Here is a 24,068-nt window from a genome sequence, read left to right as displayed (position 1 = left end):
TTCACTCACCTCCGGAAGAAAAGGTTTTTTGGTAAAAAATCAGTAAAGATAACATACCGTACCCCAGTGTCGACACCAGCATGAGAACTGGTAATAAGCTGTTTGCCTGTGTTCCGGCCCGCAACAGTTCAGCAAGCGGACCCCATGGGAGCCACCAATAAGGCAGCACAGCATGAAAGAGGAAAACCGCCATCCCGATGCTGACGGAAATATACGGATTTTCAACCACGACTGTCGCAGACGTCTGAAAGACAACAAAAGGAAGTGCAAACAGAAATGCCGTGTAGAGCAATGGTTCAGGGAATGTCCCTCCGAATATGAAGCCTAGTCCGCCCATCAGCAGCCACAGGATCAAACCGAATAGCTGGACAAGTAAGGTGGCTAGAATAACTTTTACAAAAAAATGCTTCCACTTTGCATGCGGAGTGGAAAGGAGAACGGGCCACATTCCCGATTTGTGCTCAACCCCGCTCACTAACAAGGTGAACATCATCACCACAAAGATGATGAGATAGCTCCAAGTCAAGGTGCAAAGCTCATAAAGGACGCGGAAGGCCTGTTCCGCGGTTCGCCCGTTTTTTGTCAAATAGAGCATCATTGTCCAACAGGCCGCAAAAATCAGGAGCGGTCCGGAACATAATGGCAGCAGGAGGGCTGCGGGCCTTTGTTTCCGCCACTCGGCTGCAAAAACGCTTTTCATACAGACACCTCGGAGGAACGGATTAGCTGTAGATAGGCTTCTTCCAGCGTCCCTGGAGATTCGTTTATATGAAAATCGGTTATTTCATTTTCAATCAAAATGCCTTCTATTTTGTCTTTTACTGCTCCAGAAACTTGCACTTGCTCAGCCCGGTCAACGCGGGTCTCTAAGCCATGTTCGTGCAGAATATCGATGATTTTTCCGCTTTCAGTTGAGCGGATGATGTAACCAGATTTTTGATCGGAGAGCAATGTCGCCATTTCTCCTTGAAACAGAAGGTTTCCATGGTAAATGACACCTATCCGATTTGCCATTTGCTCGACCTCTCCAAGAAGATGGCTCGATACAAGAACGGTGGCACCTTCTTTTTTCGGCAGTTCGCGGATTAGCTCCCGTATTTCATGGATTCCCTCAGGATCCAATCCGTTTGTCGGCTCATCGAGCAGCAGGAGCCTGGGGTTGTGAAGAATCGCGCTGGCAATGCCTAGCCGCTGCTTCATGCCGAGTGAATATGACTTTACTTTTTTAGATCCGACGCGGTGCAGACCGACTCTTTCAAGCGCCCAGTCGATAGCCCTGTTGTCTGAGATTCCGCGCAGGGTGGCCAGTATACGTAAATTATCGCGTCCGTCCAGATGTTCATAGTAGGAGGGCTTTTCAATCAGGGCGCCCGTCTTGGCTAGAATTGAAATCCGGTTATCAGGCATTCTATTTCCAAACATAAGAATCTCACCGGAATCGGGGCGGATCAAGCCCATCAACATCCGCATCATCGTTGTTTTTCCTGAGCCATTAGGTCCGAGGAATCCGTATACTTCTCCTTCCGGAACCAGCAAACCGGCATCTTTCACGACATCGATGCGGTTGTATGTTTTCGTCACGCCTTTCGTTTCGATGATCAAGAATCGTCGCTCCTTTCTATTTCGTTACACATCTTCTTTATTGTATTCAAATACATCATCGATCGAACAGCCGAACGCATGTGCAATTTCAAATGCGAGCGTGAGGGAAGGGGTGTATTTCATTTTTTCAATTGAGATGATTGTTTGCCTGCTCACACCCGCCCGTTCCGCTAATTGCTGCTGGGTCATCTTGGTGCGCGCCCGCCATTCCGGAAGCCGGTTCGTCAGTTTTTTTTTCTGTTTGTTTTCTGCATTCATACCTGTCCCCCATTGATCAATTTCTATGTCCATTCCTTTTTGTGAAAATATAAAGCACCGCCGCCGATGAATGCAACGAAGCTGACAATCAGCGTCGGATAAAAAGCTGATTCATTCGCCAAAAAGCCAGCATCTCCGCCCATTGCAGCTGAAAAAGCCTGTGTCATGCTGAGCATTGGATGAGACCAAGGATAAAGAGGTCCCAACAGCTCCGAGTTGGCAATGAGGATAGCCGGCAATGTCAGCATTACATTGACGGTGCTTGGACCGGCAAAGCTTTTAAAATAGGTCGCAAGCCAAAACTGAAGGGCGGCAAGCGGAAGGCACGACAGCCATCCCATAAGGCAGCTCATGACCAGGCTGTACCAGGGGAACGGAGAGCCGAATCCTTGAACGCTTCCCACAAACCAGATGCCGATCAGGAAAAACAGCTGCGTGAATAGCAGCAAGATCATGATGATGACATATTTGGCAGCGTACACTTGAACCCTGCTCACCGGCAGGGTCAACAGCTGCTTCCATCCGCCGTGGGCATGCTCGTTACTGCACAGTAGAGCGGCAAGTACACCTGTCAACAATGGCAAAAACAGCGCACTGTGCGTAAGGATCATTTGTGTGCTCAGTGCAAGCCATTTGCTCGAGCCAATGCTGAAGAGCGGGAAAAAACCGATGACAGCGGAAAGGGCTGGACTGGCGAGCACGATAAACCAGATTTTTGAATTTTTTAGTTTCAGCCACTCGGAGTTCAATAGTTGATAGAACATACTATGCGACATCCTTTCGTGATAGGGATAACAAGGCAAATAAATAGATGAGCAGTCCCACGGCCAATCCCTTTATGACTGAGAGGGTGCTTTGCCCTATACCATCTATTAACAATGGCCATTTCCATGGCATCCACTCAGGCAGTCCGTGAGCATACATGATAAACACTGCACTTGCGATGCCGATTGTCAAAGCGATTCCTTGATTGGAATATTTCACCGAGAGCCAAAACTGTAAAAAAACGAAAGGTAGTGCTGCAAATAATGTATAAAAGCTCATCATCAACGCATCCCCGAGCGGAAATGTCTCCGAAAATCCAAGCAGTCTGCCGAGCACATATGTGCCCGCAGGAAGTATAGCTGTCGAGATCAGCATCATGGTGATAATGATGATAATCTTGGACTGGTACACTTTCCATTGTTTAACGGGGAGGGAAAAGAGTTTCTTCCACATATTTGCATGATGTTCCATTCCCGCGAGCAGCGAGTTGATCATCGTTGTTCCGAGAAGGAGGGAAGGCGGCCAGTAGGCATGGATGTTTTCAAGCAGGAACAGCCATTTATCCGGGTTCCGCGACATGAGGTAATCAAAGCGGAGCGCATAATTGGCCCCTTGCATCGCGACGACTCCGAGTGGGCCGAAAATGACGATTACCCATGTCAGTTTTCTGATCTTCAGAATTTCAGATTTCAACAATTCAGAGATCACAGTGTTTCTCCCCCTTTAGTCATGTCGAGGAAGATATCTTCAAGTGATTTCGATTCGTCGTAAATTCGGAAGATGTCAATCTCATTTTCAAAGAGTTTTCTGGCGAGCCGGGAAATTTCCATATCAGTCCTGTCCTCAATCATCAGGCCGCGCTGTGTTTTAACCGCCTCTACGCCCTCACGCGAGAAAATGTCTAACGCCCCGTCCGTGTCACTTGTCGAAAATACAATCTTTGTATCGGCCTTCGAACGGAGCTCTCCGATCGCGTCTTGAAAGAGCATTTCTCCGTTGGCGATGATTCCTACCTGGGTGGCTACTTGTTCAATTTCAGAAAGCAAATGCGAGGAGATCATGACGGTAATGCCGTAATCGGACGGCAGTCTGAGGATGAGCTCGCGTATTTCAAGGATTCCCGCCGGATCCAATCCGTTTGTTGGTTCATCGAGAATGACGAGTTTCGGATATCCGAGCAGCGCTGCAGCTATGCCTAAGCGCTGCTTCATGCCGAGCGAATATTCTCCCGCTTTCTTGTCCGCCATTTTCGTCAATCTGACCATCTCAAGCACATCGTCAATATTAGACTTCGGAACATTCAGTATCTTCCGGATTGCCTCCAGATTCTCCTCGCCTGTGAGATGAGGATAATATGACGGCGATTCCACAAGTGAACCGACGTTTCGCAGAATGTCAAGCCGATTGCTTTTCAAGTCCTTCCCGAAGATTCTCGTTTCGCCTTTTGTCGGGTTGATGAGTCCGAGCAGCATGCGAATCGTCGTCGTTTTTCCTGCACCGTTTGGACCGAGGAAGCCATAAATTTCTCCCTCTTGAATGCACAAATTCACGTTTTTCACAACATCTGTTTTACGGTATGTTTTGGTTAATTGTCTCGTTTCCAGAATATATTGATGTTCATCCATTTTTTCATCCCCTTGATCGCATTTTTCCTTGTTTTATTCGTCAAATGTGGAATCAGTACTTTCTTTTCAAAATGAACAGATAGATAGTACCGAAAATTACGCTTAGTGCAAACATTAATGACGTTATTTTTTGATACATTAGTCCACTGATGTCATGGCCGAATCCGAAGAAAATACTCAGTGCGATAAGCGCTGCAAGCACATAAAACATAGATGAGTAGACTCTTAGGAAAATTGCTTCTGACCGTTCATCCCTGCCCATACGCCTCGATACTATCCAGATAATTGCCAGGCAGGCGAGGATCACCACTCCTCCAATACTATTTCCGTATACCGCAATCTGTTCGATATTCATGGTAATCATCCTCCATAATTAGTTATTTCAATTAAATTGTAAAGTAAACTTCACTTATTGTAAAGTGTGCTTTACGAATTTTAGAAAAAGACACGCTTCTTGACGATCCAAGAGCGTGTTATGAAATCATTTCTTTATAGAATTCACTGTAGAAACTGGACTTTTTCAGCAACTCATGGTGTGTGCCCGATTCGATGATTCTTCCGTTGTCGACAACGACAATCATGTCACAATTCATTACTGTCGTAAGTCTATGGGCAATCACAATTCTTGTGCAGTTAATATCAGAGAGATACTCGTCAATCTTTGATTCATTTAAATGATCAAGTGAGCTGGTTGCCTCATCAAGGACGAGAATCGACGGTTTTCCAAGAAGCGCCTTTGCGAGGGCGATTCGCTGCCTTTGCCCGCCAGAAATATTCATGCCCATCTCAGATACCATTGTATGATACTGCATTGGCATCTTCATAATTTCTTCATGGATTTGGGCAGCCTTTGCGGCTTCGATTACTTCTTCGGGAGACGCCTCTGGATTATGGAGAATTATATTATCATAAATGCTTCTATTAAACAGCATGACATTTTGAGGTACGGTACCAATTTGCCGACGCAGGTGGCCCAGATCAAGCTCTTTCATGCTAACGCCGTCGTAATAGATGTCTCCCGAAGACGGTGCGAATAGCCCGATTATCATGTTGGCGAGTGTCGTTTTTCCTGATCCTGACTGTCCAATAAGAGCAACTTTTTGTCCTTTCTTGATATCGAGTGTAACATTATGAATCACATTTTCGCTGTATTTAGAGTAGGAGAAAGTGACATTCTTTAACAGAATATTGCCTTCAAGTGTTTTTTTCATCTTGTCTCCCTCCATTTCTCCAGGTGCATCGAGGACATCTTCAACTCGTTTTAGGTAGGATGTTGTCAAGATAAAAGAATTGATCGTTTGAACGATATTGCCGCTCAACATGAAAAATTGGTTTGAAATGGCATGAAATGCTACCAATACCCCAAGCGTGATACTTCCTGCAAACACTTGGTGTGCTCCAACCCATAAGAGGATCAGGGGAGCCATAAGCTGCATTGTATTGCTTGCGGTGTTTACGCGGTTCAGTACAATTTCTTTCTTCCTATAAGCGCTAAGAAGATTCCTGAATCTCTGAAGCCATCTATTGTAAATCTTGCTTTCCACACCGGACGTCTTTACTCCAAATATTCCATAGAGCATTTCTGTCTGCGCTCCTTGCACTTCGGAATGCTCTTTAATCTCCATCTGATTCGTCTCTGCGAGGTATCTTTGGCTCACGGCGATTAGTATTACATTGGTAGATGCTATCAAAGCGACTATAAAAACCATTAGAGGCGATTGCAAGAACATATACAATAGGATGACCAGCAAAACAGCGGAATCCAGCAGACCTTTTACTACCTGGTTGGCCAGCTGGTCGCGGATCACCTTCATGCTGTTCGCCCTAAAAAGCAAATCTCCGAAGGAACGCAGAAGGAAGAACTGGTACGGCAGCCTGAGAAGGTGACTGAAAAATCTAGTTTGGATCTCATAATCAAGCGCATTATGAAGAGTGATCAGAATTCTCCCCCGTAAAAACGTAAATAGGGTATTGAATAGGATCAGCCCACCAATTCCGGCTAAGAATATATTCAGTAGATCCCGATAGTCGGGGACAATAATCTTGTCAATGACAAATTGGATAAAGATTGGCATCGCTACTGTGAACATCTGTAGCAAGAATGTGAGAAACAGGATACTAATGAAAATCTTTGGCCTATTCGTCACTAAATAAGAGAAGGATGCCCAGACGTTTTTTCTGCTCCGGCGTTCAAAATTTTTGTTGGGATATAAAGTAAGTACGTATCCCGAATATTTCTCCGTGAATTCTTTCTCTTTCAGCTTCCTCCTTCCAGAACCTGGATCAACGATTGTATAAGCTTGTTGTGCAACCTTCTCGAGAATAACGAAATGATTGTTTTCCCAGTACAGGATTGCTGGCAGTATGAGAGTCCCCAGTTGCCGGCTATCAGCTTTATACGATTTCGTGTCGAAATTCAGCTGCTCCGCCAACTTTTTAAGATGGAACAAAGTCGTTCCATCACGGCCGTTTCCCATTCGCTCCCGAACCTCGTACATGGATAAGTCATTTTTGTAATAGGACGAAATCATTGCGATGCAACAAAGTGCGCATTCGGTCTGCTGCATCTGTTCAATGAAAGGAACACGCCTGCGAGTTGGAAATAATTTTTTCTTCTTTAACATACGGCTCCTCCCTTTGGCAGCTCCAAAGCCAGAACTGATGGTATTTCGGGGTTTTTGAACCTCAACAGGCTATACCCAATCCCCGTCCGGCCAAGCATGAAGCCATCCATCTCCGCTCTAGGATCTAAGCCAAACCTCCAACCGTACGTCTTTTTCTGGGAAAGAACAATATCAACTAAATCCCTTGCTTTCTTTTCCAGTTTTACGTCATTCAGCTCTTGGGAGGCTGTTAGGAGGATGTCCGCGTTTCCCATAGTTCCGTGGCAAAGACAGTGGCTTTCTATTACCCCTTCGCATATGACCGTTTTCAAAGATATGTCGAGGTCCTTTGCGATAAGTTCTAAATTTGATGTGTTTTTCAGCATCAGTCGGGATAGGGCAATGCCCGGCGCTCCGTGACACCAGTAAACTCTTTTTCGTTTCTGATTTTCGGAAGCTGCAGCCGAGTCCCAATTGCCTGTGGCTGGATCGTAAAATGTATTTTCATATAAAAGTAATTTTTCAGTTTTATCTTTATAGATTTTCTTCCCTGTTACTTTTCCAAGTGAGCCGAGTGCCCAGGCGTATCCCGATGCTCCATGAGCAAGGCCGGTCCCCTCATCGATTTCAGTCAGCAGCTGCATGAGTCTATCTCCTGCAAATTGAGCCATATCCAAATAGTCTTTGTCTCCCGTTTCTTGATAGATATTAAGCGACATCACGATAAAACCGGCCAGACCTCCTGAGAAATCAGGGTTTTTTTCATCACGGATGATATCATGTAAAGAAGGCAACCTTTCCTTTGCCCGCCGGATCAGTTCGCGGTCATTCCATAGTAGTCCAAGGTGAACCAGTCCATACAAAAATGCGCCTTCTCCACTGAAAGCCGAAACGGAAGGGTTGAGCGGTTTGTCGCCGGCTTTTCGAATAACTGTTTTGATCGCACCACGGCTTAGTTTTTCGTATTGACAATTGTTTGTTTCCCTCGCTAAATAAGCCAAAAAGAGAGCATAGCCAAGTAATCCATCATATAGATCAGAGCTCTTGACCGACACGTTAACGCCTGTTTCCTTATTTAAATTTAATCCAAGCCAGTTCACTTCAAGGTTATCCTCGATAATAGCCCTGTCTTTTAATTGTCTGCCTAGCTCCAATGCTTCCTTAATGATAGAGGAAGGAGAAAGGTTCCCTTTTCTTTTAGGTAGGGTTGGGACGGTCTGATGAAATTTCCATACGTCGCCCAGCATGGATGCGAGAGACCACCTTAAATATTGTGTTTGTTTTTCTAAGTCGCTTTTGCTAAGTTTGTTGATCCTTTTGAAAATAGATTCAAACCCTGTTTCAGAAAAGAAAGAGGAGATAAGGTGTCCATTGCTGTTATAGAGATCACGGCTGTTTAGTGTAAAATAGAAATACGGAACGTCATGTCTTAGCAGATCCTTTGTTTCATGCTTGACTAGCTCCTCGAATTTTGAGCTTTGGTTGGTCACTTGCCACAGAATATCGAACATTTGCACTCGGTCAAGCCCGTTCTGTACATAATCGGGATGCAGGCTGTTATGGAGGAATTCCATGTACACGTGTGTTGGCCTGAATACCTGGCGGACATGGGCTTTACCATAAGGCTGCAAAGGGCCATCAACACTCATGAATTCTTCCTTATGGCGAAGAAACAGTTTGTACATGTCTGAAAAACCTGTTTCCAATTCAGCCGAATAATCGAAGGCGGACATTGTTTTCCCTTTAAACATCGGTTTGTTTTTGTACTCACCCGACTTTGCGGGAACACGGGTCATCTTAATTTCATCGGTTCCCTCGCCTTCAAGATGGAGGCTCTTTATTTTTTTTGATACCTGGTTTTGACCTGCGCCTAGGGCGCTCAAGTCAAAGTCAATAATTGAATGCTCAAAAGAAGGGAGTGGAAGCATCAAAGTTGAGTAGACCGAATCGTTTAGCTCAAGTGCCAGTCGGCTCTGGACTCTGAGCTGTTTCATCATTTCCAGATTTCGGCTGAAAAGCGTCTCTAAATCTATCGGAACTGGGTATTCCCCGTGCGCGATAATATTTTCTGCATGAAAATCGGAGGAGCCCAAGATGTAGAACAGCGCAGTATAAGCTCCTTGCCTATAATAAAAGCGACTCACCTCATCTTCATGTGTGCACTTTTCGTACGGGACAAACTCCTGCCAGCCGTAGGTTCGGCAATCCAAACTTTTGGCTGATTGGAGAGGATACTGCAAACCTTTCCCGTTCAGCCAAGACAGCAAGGCTTCGAAAATTTTATCGATCAAAATCTGTCGTGGTTTATAAACTAGCTTGTTGCCGGTTTCAAATTCCAGTAGAGCAACAGTTCTGCCGTTTTGATGTGTATCACCGAGGCCCATTTTCAGTCTCTCTAATCGATGGAGACGGTTCCCAAATTGATATTTGATGCTCTCGTGATCTTTCACAAAACGTTGGATTAGTTCCACGGTGACGTCCAGAGTATTTTGCATGCTCTCAGTCATCAACCGCGAAAGGACTGGATAGTTTCCGAAGAATTCCATCCTGAGTTCATGATCCTCATTGAGTTGGCGCATAAAGTGCTCAAATCGTTCTTCACCCGTTTCTCCTTCGAGCATCCCGACCTTTCTAGCGATGTTGACTTCGAGAATCACACATTTCATCAGCATTGAATGAAGCCGTTCATAAAGTGTATTAGCAATCGACTTGATTATGGTTTCAAGGTTTACCAGGCTGGTGTTAATATGCCTGAGTGCATCAGCAAGCCGCTTTTTCGCATACTGGATGAAAGGATCAACCAATGCTTGAAAGCTGGTGTAATCCAATGGAGTTGATTTATATGTATGCATCACTTTTTCAAATACCGTAGTCCACGGCAATTCTTTCTCCACAACTGGATTATCCTTCTCTTCTATGTACTGCATCAGCTGTTCTATAGTCAAGCGGTCCATTTTGAGCCGCTTCTCGAGCATTCCTTCGGGTATAGCCCTTTTCCACTTATTGAACTCTTTTATATTAACAGCTGGCGTTTTTGTGCCGGTAATTTTTCGTTCATTCAGATAAGCAGAACGGCTGAACATATCCTTCATTTTTGCAACAGTCATGTTAATCTCCCCTTTCTTTTATGCATACATTTAAGAAAAGTTGGATATAATAGATAACGAAACGGTTGGCCTCGATAAAACATGACCAACCGCCCCTTGTTTTTCATTTTCCGGCCAAACGTTATGTAAGAAGAAGGATCTGAGCTCCCATTCTAAATCCCTCTCATACTAGCATTGGCCAAATTAGCAATCAGATGTACATGCGTTAGACGGACACCAAACAGCTGTAACCAATGTTCCACATGGCAATGAAGAAGGAGTAGTGTGCGGTGTAACATCCGCAGCACCTGCAAGGTTCTTTAATTCTTCTTCGTTGACCTCGCCGACAGGGTTAGAAAACTCAAGATTGGCACGTTTGTTGGCATCACGGTAAATTGCAGCCATTTCACGATGTGACATTCGTTTCACCTCCTTTCAAGTAGTTTGTTTTCAAGATTCAATATGTTCGGTACCGCCTCACTGTCATATTGCTTCAATAACCCCATTCCGATGCCAGCCAGCCCGGTCATTAACCCTTTAGCTTCCGTTCCCCTTGATATACCATAATTCCACATTTTCTGTTTAACGATCTCCAACAATTGCGATCTGACAGATTCGATATAAACGTCCAGTTCACGATCCTGAAGTACTTGTTTGGCATAGAGGAGAATTTCTAATTGTCCAAAGTCACCGTGGCAGTAAGAGCGGTTATTACCAAATCCTTTGTGCAAAGTCGTTTCAAGCGCAACTTCAATTTCCCTGTCGAGCAAAGGATCCGTCCAGCCATTTTCCTTCAGGCGGAGCCTTGACAATAGTATTCCCGGAGCTCCATGACACCAGGCGTATGAGGATGTATCCCTTCCTGGCGTTCGCCAGTTTTTCTCCTTTTCATCATAAAATGTCCGCTCATATTCCAAGGCTTTCGATATATACGGAAGGATTGCTTTGTTTTCAGTCCAGTAATTGAGAGAGGAAAGAGCAGCAGCGGTACCTCCCGTACCATGCGAATAGCCTGTCAGAACTGAGCCGTCCAAGACAGAAGGCCAGCCCATTCCGCCGCTTTTCATTACACGACCGTGTTTCATTAGATGTTTTCCGCATGAAATAGCTCCCTTAACCGCTTGGATGCTTCCTGTTCGATGGAAAATACACAGCAGGATGTCAAGTGCTCCCGTAGCACCACCTATATAATCAAAGATTGTATCCTCGTTGATCATCGCGATATATCCTGGCAAGGCTTTTTCCACCTGTTGGTGAAGAGATGAATCATTCCAGAGTTCTGCAAGTAGGATGGTTGTAAACAGGTTTCCGCCTACACCGCTGTATGCCCCGAGGCTCCAAGTTGGATTTTCGCTGAATTTTTTCATATCATTTAGAATCGGAACAATTGCTTGTTCCGCCGCCTCTTTAAATCGTTGTTCACCTGTAAAATACGAGAGGTAAGCTAGAAAGAGGGCTATTCCGCTGTTGCCGTTATAAAGATCGAGTCCTACGGGAGAAATTTTCCATATCACTTCATTGTTTCCTTCCAGCACGGTACTGATCCAGGTAAGATCCTTTTTGTTCCTGTTCACCCCTTGTATTTTTGTCTTCAGTAAGTAATTTCCTATATCGACTGCCTGTTCTAGGAAATCTTCTTTAGCCGGAGCTGTCTTATTCCAGAATGGATCAATTTTCTCAACATCCGCATAATGATCTGCACTTGAGGCGAGCATGACCATATGCAAAACCTGTAGTTGCCCGTATAAGTCCTTTTCGTCAAGACTTCGTATCTTTTCCAAGACAAGGTCAAACGCAGGGGAAAGAAAGAAGTCTCTGATGACTCTTCCGTTTGAGCTCCATAAATGCCGCTCGCCCGGTCTGGTTGTGAATAAAGGGACATCATGGCGGCGTAAATCTTCCATTTCATCAATGATAATACTCTCCATTTTTGGAACCTGGAGGCACTTTAGCCACAGCCTGTGTAAAAAAACTTCCTGATCAACTGGATCTCGAAGCAAATCAGGATGGACTAGACTACGCAGGAATTCTCCATAGACCGCTGTTGGTCTTAAAATCGTCCTGACTCTGACTTGCTTGAATCCTTGCAACTGGCTGGTAAGCTCTACTTTGTTTGCAGCCATAAATCGGTAGACGGCCGTAAAGCCCTCGACAATTTCAGATAGATAATCGTGAAGATTCACGAACTTCCCATTATAGCTTGGCAGATTGAGGCCGGCTTCCAAAAAGGCTATCCCCTTTTTCAAATATGCCTGGTCAGTACCCTTATCGACAATTTGGGCCACTTCAAACGGGAGGCGCTGATTTCCTTTCCCTCCCAATCCACTTAAATCAACACCTGATTTATTCCGGTCCTTCCGCTGATAAAGCAAATTAGGTAGCATGCCGGAAGCCATAATCGATTTCGAGAGCATTTTATCGGCTTGTCCAAGAGCTTCTTTGCTGTAACTGTCATCGTAAATATTCTGATGAAACAATGATTCCATATCGACGAACACCGGGTGACCACCCATTGCAATGATATTTCCATAGTGAAAATCAGTTGCGTTCAACACATACAGTACAGCAAGTTGAGCGCCCATACGTTTATAAAAATCTTTGACTTCTTCGGCTGATTGGCAGGCTTTATATTGAATAAATTCCGTCCAACCATGATCATCTGCATTGACCACCTTCATTTTGTAGAAATTCGGAATATTGTTCTCCTGAGCATTTAGCCAAGATAGCAACTTCTGATATTGTTGGTCTGCGTCCAAGGGTCTTGGTTTATAGACGAGCGATTGGCCGCCTTCGAATTCCAAAATTGAAACACTTTTTCCATTGTCGTGTGTGTCCCCTTTACCAAGGTGAATCTTCCTTAATCTTCCTATTTTCGGGAAGGTTTTAATCAGCACGGGCCAGTCATTTTCTAGATGCTCAACAATATCCCTAATAAAGCTAACTGAGCTATTGACTTTGTGGATCAAAAGGGAGATGAGGCTCTGATACTCGCTTCCGAATGAGGATAGGAACTTTTTATCTGTCAAAATTTCATGTTCGAAATAGTCATACCGCTCTTCGGGGGTGCTGCCTTTCAGGAGTCCCTGCTCTCGGTATACATTCAGCTCAAGCACGAGGGTCTTGTGGCAGATAGAATAGATGTCGTCATTCATTTGTTCAAGCAAGTCTGAATATAACTCGTTTTCTGAAAAATCGAATGAATGGTTATGTATGTATAAAGTTTTAAGTTTGGAGAAAGCTAGTTTCAGGAAATGATCGATGAATGTACCGAACTTTTTATTTTGTTCCGTCTGGCGTGCCGGCAGAGGATCAAGCGCTCCCTTAAGGATTAAATCCCAATCATCAAACCAGGGATGAACATTTTCTACAGCACTCTTTTTGCCGCCAAACTTTAAGGCTAATATATGATCAATGTTTATTCCAGATATTTCATTTAGGCTTCTTTTCATATACTCTTCATTATTGTAGAAGAAACGGCTCCAAAATTTGATCTGCTCTAACCGCTCTGAATCCGTTCCCTTCAACATGCTGTCCATTGTTTCACTCCTAACCTTTTTCTGAATGAGATGCACACGGCCGGCAAAATGCCGGCCAGATTCAACTAATATCTTGTACTGAAGAGTACACCAGGAACCTTTATTACCTAATTGACAGCTGATGTTGCACCAAGCACAGCCGCCTGCAAGCATTTCCATTTCACTGTCTGACAGCTTGTCCATTAAATCACCCGCAGGGTTGGTCACTTGGCAGTTGTGTAATAGGATTTTTCCATGCTTCCAAATTTGAAGTTTTCCTACATCTCTTTATTAACATTATTTTTGTAGACAGTCGTTAATATCGGCTGGGTTTCATTTGCAGCTCCGTTGACATTCTTTTGTAAGAGTGCACCATTGACCTTTGTTACCTAATTGACAGCTGATGTTATACCACTCGCAGCCGCCTGCAAGCATTTCCATTTCACTGTCTGACAACTCGTCCATTAAGTCACCGGCAGGACTTACAATTTGGCTGTTCATACGTGCAACAGGATTTTTCCATGCTTCGATCTTTGACATTTTCCTTCACCTCTTAATTAATTTTGGGAGCTCAGCATTATTATAACAATAATTAGAATTGTTGGATTATTTTTGGGCTATTTTGGATTATTTCTTGTGCAAAATGCCCTATTTCAAAATTATTGTGTCCAATAAGTTAAATATTCGAAAATATCTATACATAAACTTTCCTTCTTTGTATAATTGAGATGAAATACCTAATATGTATATTTTAGGAGTGTTAGTAATGGATCTGCCAACCCAATTAATTGGAGGTATGCTTGAAACATTCTTGATTATAACGATTGGTATTTCGTTATTGAATGTCAGCTATAAAAACAAATTTTTCAGCCTGCTCTTAATCAGCCTTTACGGAAGCATTGTATTGTATCTGGTGAAAAGTTCTTTTCCTCCTCTGCTGTACCTTTCCATTATGGTTTTGGCGATCAGTTTACCGGTTTCGCTTTTTTTGAACCTCAGAATTCTGTTATCGATAATCGGCGTTTTATTGGGTGCTGTTTGTTTACTCGTATCCGAAGTGATTGGCTTCGCAATGTTAAGAGTTGCCGAGCCAGTTCTCAATGTAAAAGAGGGAAGCCTTGGTACGGCATTGCCCCATTTTTGTATCCTTTTATTCATGCTTTTCCTAATTCGAAAAAAGAGAGTGGTTTTAATTTCACCGAAGAAACAGGTGAAAGACTTGGACATAAAATTGTACATGATTTTGATACTGTCATTTTCTTTGCTGCTTCTATACTATTTCATCATCTATAAGAACCAAAAAGTAGAGGGCTTTATTAATCTTTTTTGGAGCATTGCCCTTGTTTCATTAACTTTTTTCACCTTGATTATCATGAGGCGCATTTTCTACAAAAACCTCCGTAACGCTGAGAATTCTTTAGAGGAACAATATGAGGAGGTTGGCAAATACATTCACTTCATAAAAAAACATAACCATGATCAGGGGCATCATCTTATCGCAATTCAACAAATGCTTAATAAAGGGCATTATGAAGAAACGAAACATTATCTAAGTGACGTGATGAAGGACTCCGCTTTAATCAGCGACATACTTCCTATCCATTCCATTGCGCTCAGCGCCCTGCTCCTTTCGTATAAGGATAAAGCCTTAAAGGAAGATATTCGTATTCACTATAAAATCAGCGATAGTCTGAGGGATTTTCCATGCAAGCTTTTTGAAACAAATAAAATATTTGGAAACCTGATCATGAATGCAGTGGAAGCCGTAAAAGAACTCGGTGATATTCCAGAACGGACAGTATATGTCCAGATTGATTCCGGAGAAGGTTACTACAGAATAGATGTAGGCAACTTTGGAGACGTAGAGCGGTTCGCTGAGGTGGTAGATCGGATTTTTGAAGAAGGATTTTCTACGAAAGGCAAGAAGGGAAGGGGATATGGCCTCCATATCGTTAAATCAGTCGTTGAGAAGCATCAAGGATTCATCTTTCCGGAGATCATCGATAGGATGATCGTCTTCAAAGTCAGGATTCCGAAGGAGTTAGGCGATGGTTAAGTTCACACCCAATTACTTGTCAAAAAAAATTTCGGAACAGATCATTTATTACAACCCTGATTTTCGTAGTAGGCAAGATAGCATACGATACGGGCTTGAGTGGATGCTTGCCGCCATCAATCAAATACTGCTGGTATTTATTATAGCTTGTTATTTTGACTGCGTGATACAAGCCATGGTCATCTTGTCGGCGGGCGGATTTTTGAGAATGTTTTCAGGGGGAAGCCACTTTAAAGGTTATTATTATTGTTTATTTTTCAGCACGTTTCAAATTATGGTGATCACGTACATATCCATAGAATTTGCTTTTCACTTCTCCCGGGGGATGAAATGGATGCTGATTGGCCTGATTGTCTTGTCATTTTTCATTTTCTTAAAAAAATCACCGAAACTGCATAAAAAGATGCAGGTATTCAGTCCTCAACAGAGAACAGAGATTAAATATAGGTCGATTTGCGTTTTTCTGGGTCTCATGCTGGTCAGCCTTTTGGTTGACAGCCAGCTTCAATACGGCATTTGGATCGCAATGATCATGCAAAGCATTACCTTGACTGACTCATGGCATAAAATCATCTTATCTTTTGATAAGAGGTTTAATAAAAAATAAAAGGGGACTAGGGAAATGGTGAAATTTATTACTTATTTGATTGGTGTATCCGCTTTGTTTTTCAATTCAATTACTTCACTAAGCAGCTGTTTCTGGTTTGCTTATGAACCGGAATTGCCTGAGGATTTAAAGAGTGACGATCATTGACGGTAAGAATATGCGTGATTGATGATGATCAAGATATTCTTGATTTTTTCAAAGAGGTTTCGGACAGCATCAGTCATGCTAGATTTGAATTAATCACAAGAGAAATAAGCGAGTTGATTTCCCACCTGGAGTCTGTGAATGAAGTCGATCTGGTCATTATCGATATCAATCTGAAGCAGTCAAGCGGTTTCGATTTAGCTGAATATCTGAAAGAGTATTATCCCAGTATCAGCATCATGTTCATGAGTTCCTACACAGAATACGCTCTGGATGGATATAAGTTTTATCCTATTGATTTTTTAGTCAAACCGATTAACATTTTAAGACTCAAATCAGCTGTAGAGCTTCTTCGAAATCATAAGGCTTTTTCAAAAAGAAACAATAAAAAGATAGGCATCAGTTCTAGCGGCAAAATTCATCTCGTAGATGTAGACAGCATTTTGTATATTGAAAAGGTGGGGAGAAAATCCTGCATAAATCTTGAAAATGGAGAGATCATTAAGTCAAGTCAATGTTTGATGACCCTTGAGGAAATGCTTAAAGGGAGCAACTTTTTTAGAACCCATCAGTCTTTCCTCGTTCCGTTGGATAAGATTGAGGAAATCATCCAAGACACCTACATGAAGTCGTATAATCTAAAAATTAAAAACTGCAAAAAGATTATCAATGTGAGCCGTAACAAATACCGTGAGCTCAAAGAACTTCTCACCGCGGTGATATAAAAGTAAAACTTTTACTTGATACAAGGCACGATGAATCGATTTAGCCAATCGATCATTGCGCCTTTATTTATGCTGCTGGACAGATGATTAAACAAGTATTGAAAATAAGAAAAGACTAAAAACTGATTTTCCTTTGCAGAACACTTTATGGATGGCGCGCATAAATGAGCTGAAACTAACCTCTCCTAATATTTTCGGCTTCTTCCTCCGTTTCCCTTCCTTAGAAAAGCATGATTTCCGGCTCCTGACTGCACAATACAAGGTAAAAAGGAGGCGGTTCTATGGGGACGGTCGTATCTTTTAACAATGAAAAACAAAAGAAGCAGATCAATTTGGAAAAAAAGCTTCTGCGCGAACTGTCTTTGGAAAAAATGCTGAATTCTGCGGAGGAATGCTTTGCTCCTCTTTTTCATTTTTTTTCTAAGCACACGGATATTTTGTATGACGGCTGCATCGATTTTGCCATTGAGGCCTATTTGCTGGGAGCCGAGTACGGAAAGTTCGGCTATCACGGAGAGCCCGTTCAACGAGCGATGGTCCGCTCAGAAAAAGAAGAAAAACAGCTTCTGCACGAGCTTTATGAATATGCGGTGAGCTGGTCTGAGGCTTTTAATATTCAAGCGGCTCATGAACCACTCTATTATGCTTGCGAATACTTCATCCAAAGCTGGTGGAAGGAAGGCTTCAGCGAGCGGGAAAGACGCTTTAAGCTTCGGCTCAGATAATTTATGTAAAAGTGCGGCCAAGCTGAATCATATTTCCTTTCCTTGTCCCATATGTTGTAGTAAGGACGAGCGGGAGGGAAAGGGATGAAGAAAAAAATAAAATGGCTCGGGTTTTTACTCGGCTTTGTCGTTTTATTATGTTTATTTCAATATCAATTTCACAATGATGATTCTTGGCGGTCATGGAATCTTCCGTTGAGCGGCAAGATCATTTATATTGATCCTGGACACGGGGGCGCGGATGGAGGAGCATCAAGCGGTGAACTCCTTGAAAAAGATGTGGCGCTTGAAGTATCCCTTAGAATCAGGGACTATCTCCAGGAACAGGGCGCCTTGGTGTTGCTGACGCGGGAGGACGATCATGATCTCGCTCCTGAAGAAACGAAGGGGCTCAGCAGAAGGAAAGCGGAAGACTTGCGGAAAAGGGTCGACGTGATCAACAATTCTGAAGCCGACCTTTACCTCAGCATCCATTTGAATGCGATTCCTTCCGCCCGATGGAGCGGTGCGCAAAGCTTCTTTTACGGGCAATATGAAGAAAACGAACGGGCCGCCAAGTTTATTCAGGATGAATTAAGACATAATCTTGAAAACACGACGCGGAAGGCAAAGCGGATACACGGCATTTATTTGATGCAAAATGTGAAAAAGCCGGGGGCCCTCGTCGAGATCGGGTTTTTGTCAAATCCGAAAGAAGCAAAACAGCTGGCCAAGCCCAAATATCAGGACAAAATCGCGGCATCCGTATATAAAGGTGTATTGCGCTACTTTACAGAAGACAGAGACCCTCCTGAATAAGAGGGTTTCTTTTTGTGTCAAAGACACTATAAGGAAAGATATGCTATACTTATTTTGTAAACGAATACAACAAAGGGTGAGATCAATGTTGCGAGAAGACGATGTAAAAAAAATAGTCGGCGATTTGGACGAGCCATTTCTTCACAAGCCGCTCAGAGAGCTGGATGCCGTCAAGGAAATTAAAATAAAACCCGAAAAACGGCACGTCAGCGTAAAGGTGGCGCTCGCAAAAACGGGATCTGCCGAACAAATGCAGCTTCAGCAGGAAATCGTCATACGGTTAAAAGAAGCCGGTGCAGAGACGGTCGGCCTGCGTTTTGAGGAGCTGCCTGAAGAAGTCGTGATGAATAATCAAGAGTCTGCCCAAGGGCAGGATCAATCTCTGCTGAATAGTGAAAAACAGCCTGTGTTTTTAGCGGTGGCAAGCGGTAAAGGCGGCGTCGGCAAGTCGACGGTGTCCGTCAATTTGGCTGTGTCTTTGGCTCGAATCGGAAAGAAAGTCGGATTAATCGACGCCGATATTTACGGATTCAGCGTTCCGGATATGATGGGAATCACTGTACGGCCGACGATTGAAGGAGAAAAGGTCGTGCCGGTTGAAAGATTCGGAGTCAAAGTAATTTCGATGGGATTTTTTGTTGAAGACAATGCCCCTGTCATTTGGAGAGGCCCTATGCTTGGAAAAATGCTGAATAACTTTTTCCATGAGGTTGAATGGGGAGATGTCGATTATATTATCTTAGACCTGCCGCCGGGAACAGGCGATGTAGCGCTTGATGTTCACTCAATGCTTCCAAGCTGCAAAGAGGTGATCGTGTCGACGCCGCACCCTACTGCCGCGTTTGTCGCTGCAAGAGCGGGCGCGATGGCTTTGAAGACCGATCATGAAATCTTGGGAATCGTTGAAAATATGGCTTATTACGAAAGCGTCAAAACAGGCGAAAAAGAATACGTATTCGGCAAAGGCGGAGGCGAGAAGCTCGCAGAAGAACTCGGTGTTCCGATTCTGGGCAAAATTCCGCTGAAGCAGCCCGATTGGGATGACAGCGAATTTGCGCCGTCCGTTTATGATGAAAGTCATCCGACCGGTGCCATTTATTTGGATATCGCCAAAAAAATCGACGAAAGCATTGGCGTAAAAGCTTAAAGATCAGAAAAAGCTTCCTCCGCGGAAGAAGCTTTTAGTGAATGAAAAGCGGCTTAGCTTTGTTTTTCTTCGCCGCCTTTCATTTCTTCTTTCATGCTTTCAGAAGCAGCTTTTTTCAGTTCCTCTTCAAACTGCTTTCTGTAGAGCGGGCTTGACAGAGTGTCAGATATGACTTCCTGCAGGTGGGTTCGGAATTCCTGGCTTCTGACAAGTTCACCGTATTTTTTGGTCATTTCAGGATCCTGCATGACCTGCATCAGCATTTTTTGGTACTCAGGATCTTTCATCAGTTTTTTCAGCACTTTTTCATGTTCATTTTGAAGTGTTTTGGCAAAGCCTTCTGCGAATTTTGGATCTTCGAAGACTTTTTTCCAAAATTCAGCTCCTTTTTTGGAGGTCATTGTTTTTTCAACGGTTTCTTTGACGGTTTTTTCATCCATCACAAGTGTTTCATTTAATTTGTCATCATTTAATATTTCTTGAATCGCTTTTTTTCCGTCATCTGTCTTTAATATATCGACAACCATCTTTTTGGTTTGATCATAGTCCATCTCAGCTGCTTGGTCCGTGGGAGCACAAGCTGTTACAGATAGAAACAGAAAACAGCTTATCGATAGCATTGTGGTCTTGAACATGCTTAAGCTCCTTTCGAAAACTCGTCTTACCTTTAATATGAATGTCTTTTATAAATTTATACATAACAAAATATCGCTGCTACAGCGTTTACTTAGGGGTTGGGAAGTCTACAATGAAAAGCCGTAATCTCGTCCGATTTTTCTTTTCCGTGTTGGGTGTCGGAGCTTTGACTACAAGTATTGTCGGTTTTGCCATTGAGTGGGGAAGATATAAGGAGCTGTTTCTTTCCTTCGAGGTATTGGAGATTCTTTCTGTTCTATTTTGGTTTATCGGGGTTGGCATGATCTTTAGCGTGATTGCTCAAATGGGGTTTGTGATTTTCTTAACGATTCACCGTTTTGCACTGGAAATCTTCAGATCTCATTCTTTGTGGAATTCGATTCAGCTGTTTTTGATTGTATTTGTCGCGTTTGATTTGGTTTACTTGCGTTTTCTGTTTTTTGAAAAAGAGGGAGGCTCCATCATTCCGTATATTTGGCTGCCGCTCTTTATTTTGGCGGTAAGCATTGCGGCCGCTTATGCAAAGCAAAAACAGTCCTCTAAAAAAACGTTCGTTTCCGCATTATTTCTAATGTTTGTTTTTACTGTGATGGAGTGGTTCCCGGCGTTAAGGGTCAATGAAGAGGACTGGCTCTATTTAATGCTGCTTCCTTTATTAGCCTGCAACGCTTTTCAACTTTTAATGCTCCCAAAATTTCAGGCCCGCGCTTAGACCGGTTGCTATTTTACTTCTGATGATTTTGCATCCGTATTTGCGATTAAATCGCTGACGGTTACATTTTTGAGTCCCTTGCTTCTGAGGTGGTGCACGATCTCAGGCAGGGCTTCTTTTGTTTGTTTGGCCGAATCTGAAGCGTGAAAGAGCACGATATCACCAGCGCTCACCGTTTCATTTACGTTTTGTACGATCTTTTGAACCCCCGGGTTCGTCCAGTCATCCGAATTAATACTGTAGTGAACGACGGTATAGCCGTACTGTTTAGCGACATCGAGTACGTCTTTATTAAACTGGCCGGTCGGCGGCCTTAAAAGCGTGAGGTCCTCAAGACCGAGTTTTTGAAAAGAGTTTTGTGCTTTTGTTAAGTCTTTTTTGATTTCGCTTTTCTTCATTTGCGAATAGTTTTTATAAGCATAGCCCATGCTCCCGATCTGATGACCGTCTTTACGGATTCTTTCCACGACATCCGGATGGCGCTCCGCCCATGAAGCTGAAAGAAAAAAGGTCGCATCTTTAATACCGTTTGCTTTTAATGTATCTAAAATAGGCATGGCCTTTTGATCTCCCCAGCTGATATTAAAGGTAAGAGCGACTTCGTTTGTATCTGAGTCTCCTCTATATACCGCTTTTGCTCCGCTTTCTGTAGAAAACACAGGAAGAGGGAGCAGGTTTTGTACATAAAAAAAGCTTGCTGTCGCAAAAGCGGCTATCATAATAATGATTAACTGCTTAATCCGTTTCATATGCCACACATAAAAATGGTTCACAGAGAAACTCCTCCTTGTCCATGCTGCTTTGTATTCATCCTATGCTTGTTTAAAATAGAACATAACAATAATTCATCTTAAGAAAAAAATTAAAAAGAGGGTTGACCAGATTTGAATTAACATGTTATATTATTATTCGTCGCTGATAAACAGCTGACATGAAAAAGCTCCAACAAATAATTTTGAAAAAAGTTATTGACAAATATGTGGGCTTGATGTTATATTATTAAAGCCGCTGAACGAAGCGGAAATGATCTTTGAAAACTAAACAAGACAAACGTACCTGTTAATTCATTAAATAAATCGCACATGCGAATGTGCGTAGTCATTATCAAACTTCATGGAGAGTTTGATCCTGGCTCAGGACGAACGCTGGCGGCGTGCCTAATACATGCAAGTCGAGCGGACCGACGGGAGCTTGCTCCCTTAGGTCAGCGGCGGACGGGTGAGTAACACGTGGGTAACCTGCCTGTAAGACTGGGATAACTCCGGGAAACCGGGGCTAATACCGGATGCTTGATTGAACCGCATGGTTTAATTATAAAAGGTGGCTTTTAGCTACCACTTACAGATGGACCCGCGGCGCATTAGCTAGTTGGTGAGGTAACGGCTCACCAAGGCAACGATGCGTAGCCGACCTGAGAGGGTGATCGGCCACACTGGGACTGAGACACGGCCCAGACTCCTACGGGAGGCAGCAGTAGGGAATCTTCCGCAATGGACGAAAGTCTGACGGAGCAACGCCGCGTGAGTGATGAAGGTTTTCGGATCGTAAAACTCTGTTGTTAGGGAAGAACAAGTACCGTTCGAATAGGGCGGTACCTTGACGGTACCTAACCAGAAAGCCACGGCTAACTACGTGCCAGCAGCCGCGGTAATACGTAGGTGGCAAGCGTTGTCCGGAATTATTGGGCGTAAAGCGCGCGCAGGCGGTTTCTTAAGTCTGATGTGAAAGCCCCCGGCTCAACCGGGGAGGGTCATTGGAAACTGGGGAACTTGAGTGCAGAAGAGGAGAGTGGAATTCCACGTGTAGCGGTGAAATGCGTAGAGATGTGGAGGAACACCAGTGGCGAAGGCGACTCTCTGGTCTGTAACTGACGCTGAGGCGCGAAAGCGTGGGGAGCGAACAGGATTAGATACCCTGGTAGTCCACGCCGTAAACGATGAGTGCTAAGTGTTAGAGGGTTTCCGCCCTTTAGTGCTGCAGCAAACGCATTAAGCACTCCGCCTGGGGAGTACGGTCGCAAGACTGAAACTCAAAGGAATTGACGGGGGCCCGCACAAGCGGTGGAGCATGTGGTTTAATTCGAAGCAACGCGAAGAACCTTACCAGGTCTTGACATCCTCTGACAACCCTAGAGATAGGGCTTCCCCTTCGGGGGCAGAGTGACAGGTGGTGCATGGTTGTCGTCAGCTCGTGTCGTGAGATGTTGGGTTAAGTCCCGCAACGAGCGCAACCCTTGATCTTAGTTGCCAGCATTCAGTTGGGCACTCTAAGGTGACTGCCGGTGACAAACCGGAGGAAGGTGGGGATGACGTCAAATCATCATGCCCCTTATGACCTGGGCTACACACGTGCTACAATGGGCAGAACAAAGGGCAGCGAAGCCGCGAGGCTAAGCCAATCCCACAAATCTGTTCTCAGTTCGGATCGCAGTCTGCAACTCGACTGCGTGAAGCTGGAATCGCTAGTAATCGCGGATCAGCATGCCGCGGTGAATACGTTCCCGGGCCTTGTACACACCGCCCGTCACACCACGAGAGTTTGTAACACCCGAAGTCGGTGAGGTAACCTTTTGGAGCCAGCCGCCGAAGGTGGGACAGATGATTGGGGTGAAGTCGTAACAAGGTAGCCGTATCGGAAGGTGCGGCTGGATCACCTCCTTTCTAAGGATATTATACGGAATATAAGACCTTGCGGTCTTATAGACAGGTGCGTTTAGATCTTGTTTAGTTTTGAAGGATCATTCCTTCAGACATAGGAGACACCTGCTAAATGCGCCACATCCTGTGGCAACGCATGTGTTAGCACCTCCTGTGCGTTGTTCTTTGAAAACTAGATAACAGTAGACATCACATTCAATTCGTAATGCAAGATATCACGTAGTGATTCTTTTTAACGGTTAAGTTAGAAAGGGCGCACGGTGGATGCCTTGGCACTAGGAGCCGATGAAGGACGGGACGAACACCGATATGCTTCGGGGAGCTGTAAGCAAGCTTTGATCCGGAGATTTCCGAATGGGGAAACCCACTGCTCGTAATGGAGCAGTATCCATATCTGAATTCATAGG

Annotated in this window: 22 protein-coding genes and 2 rRNA genes (1 of these 24 cut by a window edge); 10 read left to right on the top strand and 14 right to left on the bottom strand. The window is 43.9% G+C overall.

The genetic code is table 11. The features are described 5' to 3' along the window. Position 1 precedes the first annotated feature (1 nt). The 12 genes from M1E06_RS20840 to M1E06_RS20785 all read right to left on the bottom strand — a co-directional run bounded on the left by M1E06_RS20840 (position 2) and on the right by M1E06_RS20785 (position 13,994). Positions 2-700 carry a hypothetical protein gene (locus M1E06_RS20840; RefSeq protein ID WP_020449887.1) on the bottom strand — a complete coding sequence of 233 codons (699 nt, stop codon included), beginning with the start codon at positions 698-700 and terminating at the stop codon, positions 2-4. Continuing rightward, complete coding sequence (locus M1E06_RS20835) at positions 697-1,602, bottom strand: ABC transporter ATP-binding protein (protein WP_020449888.1); 906 nt, start codon at positions 1,600-1,602, stop codon at positions 697-699. The genes M1E06_RS20840 and M1E06_RS20835 overlap by 4 nt, the downstream gene beginning before the upstream one ends. A gap of 24 nt (positions 1,603-1,626) precedes the next feature. Further along, positions 1,627-1,860: a helix-turn-helix transcriptional regulator gene (locus tag M1E06_RS20830; protein ID WP_020449889.1), complete on the bottom strand. Its 234-nt coding sequence runs from the start codon at positions 1,858-1,860 to the stop codon at positions 1,627-1,629. Positions 1,861-1,883: 23 nt separating this feature from the next. Beyond that, entirely contained in the window at positions 1,884-2,624 is a 741-nt protein-coding gene (locus M1E06_RS20825; RefSeq protein WP_020449890.1) for an ABC transporter permease, read from the bottom strand. A 1-nt stretch (position 2,625) separates the two neighbouring features. Further along, positions 2,626-3,333 (bottom strand): ABC transporter permease, encoded by a 708-nt coding sequence (locus M1E06_RS20820; RefSeq protein WP_020449891.1) that lies wholly within the window; start codon positions 3,331-3,333, stop codon positions 2,626-2,628. Continuing rightward, positions 3,330-4,250 (bottom strand): ABC transporter ATP-binding protein, encoded by a 921-nt coding sequence (locus tag M1E06_RS20815; RefSeq protein WP_020449892.1) that lies wholly within the window; start codon positions 4,248-4,250, stop codon positions 3,330-3,332. Before M1E06_RS20815 ends, M1E06_RS20820 begins: the two co-directional genes overlap by 4 nt. Before the next feature lie 52 nt (positions 4,251-4,302). Then, a complete protein-coding gene (locus M1E06_RS20810; protein ID WP_020449893.1) occupies positions 4,303-4,605 on the bottom strand; it encodes a hypothetical protein in 303 nt (100 codons plus the stop codon). Between the two features lie 118 nt (positions 4,606-4,723). Then, the gene (locus tag M1E06_RS20805) at positions 4,724-6,874 is read right to left on the bottom strand and encodes a peptidase domain-containing ABC transporter (RefSeq protein WP_020449894.1); all 2,151 of its coding nucleotides are present in this window, start codon (positions 6,872-6,874) and stop codon (positions 4,724-4,726) included. Then, positions 6,868-9,960, bottom strand: coding sequence for a type 2 lanthipeptide synthetase LanM family protein (locus tag M1E06_RS20800; RefSeq protein WP_020449895.1), 3,093 nt, complete (start codon positions 9,958-9,960; stop codon positions 6,868-6,870). Before M1E06_RS20800 ends, M1E06_RS20805 begins: the two co-directional genes overlap by 7 nt. A gap of 183 nt (positions 9,961-10,143) precedes the next feature. Further along, entirely contained in the window at positions 10,144-10,359 is a 216-nt protein-coding gene (locus tag M1E06_RS20795) for a class II lanthipeptide, LchA2/BrtA2 family (protein WP_020449896.1), read from the bottom strand. 5 nt (positions 10,360-10,364) lie between these two features. Beyond that, positions 10,365-13,658 (bottom strand): type 2 lanthipeptide synthetase LanM, encoded by a 3,294-nt coding sequence (lanM, locus tag M1E06_RS20790; RefSeq protein ID WP_020449897.1) that lies wholly within the window; start codon positions 13,656-13,658, stop codon positions 10,365-10,367. A gap of 129 nt (positions 13,659-13,787) precedes the next feature. Further along, on the bottom strand, positions 13,788-13,994 hold the full coding sequence (locus M1E06_RS20785; RefSeq protein WP_020449898.1) for a plantaricin C family lantibiotic: 207 nt from the start codon (positions 13,992-13,994) through the stop codon (positions 13,788-13,790). Between the two features lie 202 nt (positions 13,995-14,196). Between M1E06_RS20785 and M1E06_RS20780 the strand changes: the two genes are divergently transcribed. The 7 genes from M1E06_RS20780 (at position 14,197) to M1E06_RS20750 (ending at position 19,656) form a co-directional block, all read left to right on the top strand. Further along, entirely contained in the window at positions 14,197-15,510 is a 1,314-nt protein-coding gene (locus M1E06_RS20780; protein ID WP_080624145.1) for a sensor histidine kinase, read from the top strand. Further along, the gene (locus M1E06_RS20775) at positions 15,503-16,117 is read left to right on the top strand and encodes an accessory gene regulator ArgB-like protein (RefSeq protein WP_020449900.1); all 615 of its coding nucleotides are present in this window, start codon (positions 15,503-15,505) and stop codon (positions 16,115-16,117) included. Before M1E06_RS20780 ends, M1E06_RS20775 begins: the two co-directional genes overlap by 8 nt. 15 nt (positions 16,118-16,132) lie before the next feature. Next, the gene (locus M1E06_RS20770; RefSeq protein ID WP_006640358.1) at positions 16,133-16,264 is read left to right on the top strand and encodes a cyclic lactone autoinducer peptide; all 132 of its coding nucleotides are present in this window, start codon (positions 16,133-16,135) and stop codon (positions 16,262-16,264) included. Beyond that, positions 16,261-16,986, top strand: coding sequence for a LytR/AlgR family response regulator transcription factor (locus M1E06_RS20765; RefSeq protein ID WP_035337483.1), 726 nt, complete (start codon positions 16,261-16,263; stop codon positions 16,984-16,986). Before M1E06_RS20770 ends, M1E06_RS20765 begins: the two co-directional genes overlap by 4 nt. Before the next feature lie 281 nt (positions 16,987-17,267). Beyond that, the gene (locus tag M1E06_RS20760) at positions 17,268-17,711 is read left to right on the top strand and encodes a YbaK family protein (RefSeq protein ID WP_020449901.1); all 444 of its coding nucleotides are present in this window, start codon (positions 17,268-17,270) and stop codon (positions 17,709-17,711) included. An 84-nt stretch (positions 17,712-17,795) separates the two neighbouring features. Next, positions 17,796-18,509, top strand: coding sequence for an N-acetylmuramoyl-L-alanine amidase CwlD (gene cwlD / locus M1E06_RS20755; protein WP_020449902.1), 714 nt, complete (start codon positions 17,796-17,798; stop codon positions 18,507-18,509). 85 nt (positions 18,510-18,594) lie between these two features. Continuing rightward, positions 18,595-19,656, top strand: a complete 1,062-nt coding sequence (locus M1E06_RS20750; protein ID WP_020449903.1) for an Mrp/NBP35 family ATP-binding protein — start codon at positions 18,595-18,597, stop codon at positions 19,654-19,656. Between the two features lie 53 nt (positions 19,657-19,709). Here M1E06_RS20750 and gerD read toward each other — a convergent pair whose 3' ends face one another. Continuing rightward, positions 19,710-20,291: a spore germination lipoprotein GerD gene (gerD, locus tag M1E06_RS20745; protein ID WP_020449904.1), complete on the bottom strand. Its 582-nt coding sequence runs from the start codon at positions 20,289-20,291 to the stop codon at positions 19,710-19,712. 113 nt (positions 20,292-20,404) lie between these two features. Here gerD and M1E06_RS20740 point away from each other — a divergent pair, with 113 nt between their 5' ends. After that, a complete protein-coding gene (locus M1E06_RS20740) occupies positions 20,405-21,004 on the top strand; it encodes a KinB-signaling pathway activation protein (protein ID WP_020449905.1) in 600 nt (199 codons plus the stop codon). An 8-nt stretch (positions 21,005-21,012) separates the two neighbouring features. Here M1E06_RS20740 and pdaB read toward each other — a convergent pair whose 3' ends face one another. Continuing rightward, entirely contained in the window at positions 21,013-21,777 is a 765-nt protein-coding gene (pdaB, locus tag M1E06_RS20735; RefSeq protein ID WP_020449906.1) for a polysaccharide deacetylase family sporulation protein PdaB, read from the bottom strand. Positions 21,778-22,114: 337 nt separating this feature from the next. Between pdaB and M1E06_RS20730 the strand changes: the two genes are divergently transcribed. Both M1E06_RS20730 and M1E06_RS20725 read left to right on the top strand, forming a co-directional pair. Then, positions 22,115-23,664: ribosomal RNA gene (locus M1E06_RS20730) — 16S ribosomal RNA — on the top strand. Between the two features lie 234 nt (positions 23,665-23,898). Then, a 23S ribosomal RNA gene (locus M1E06_RS20725) occupies positions 23,899-24,068 on the top strand; it runs 2,760 nt beyond the window's last position. Together the 16S and 23S rRNA genes form the textbook arrangement of a ribosomal RNA operon.

It is taken from the genome of Bacillus sp. AK124, from assembly GCF_053903085.1.
The sequence above is the reverse complement of the archived record's forward strand: the minus strand, read 5'-3'. Positions and strand labels throughout refer to the sequence as shown.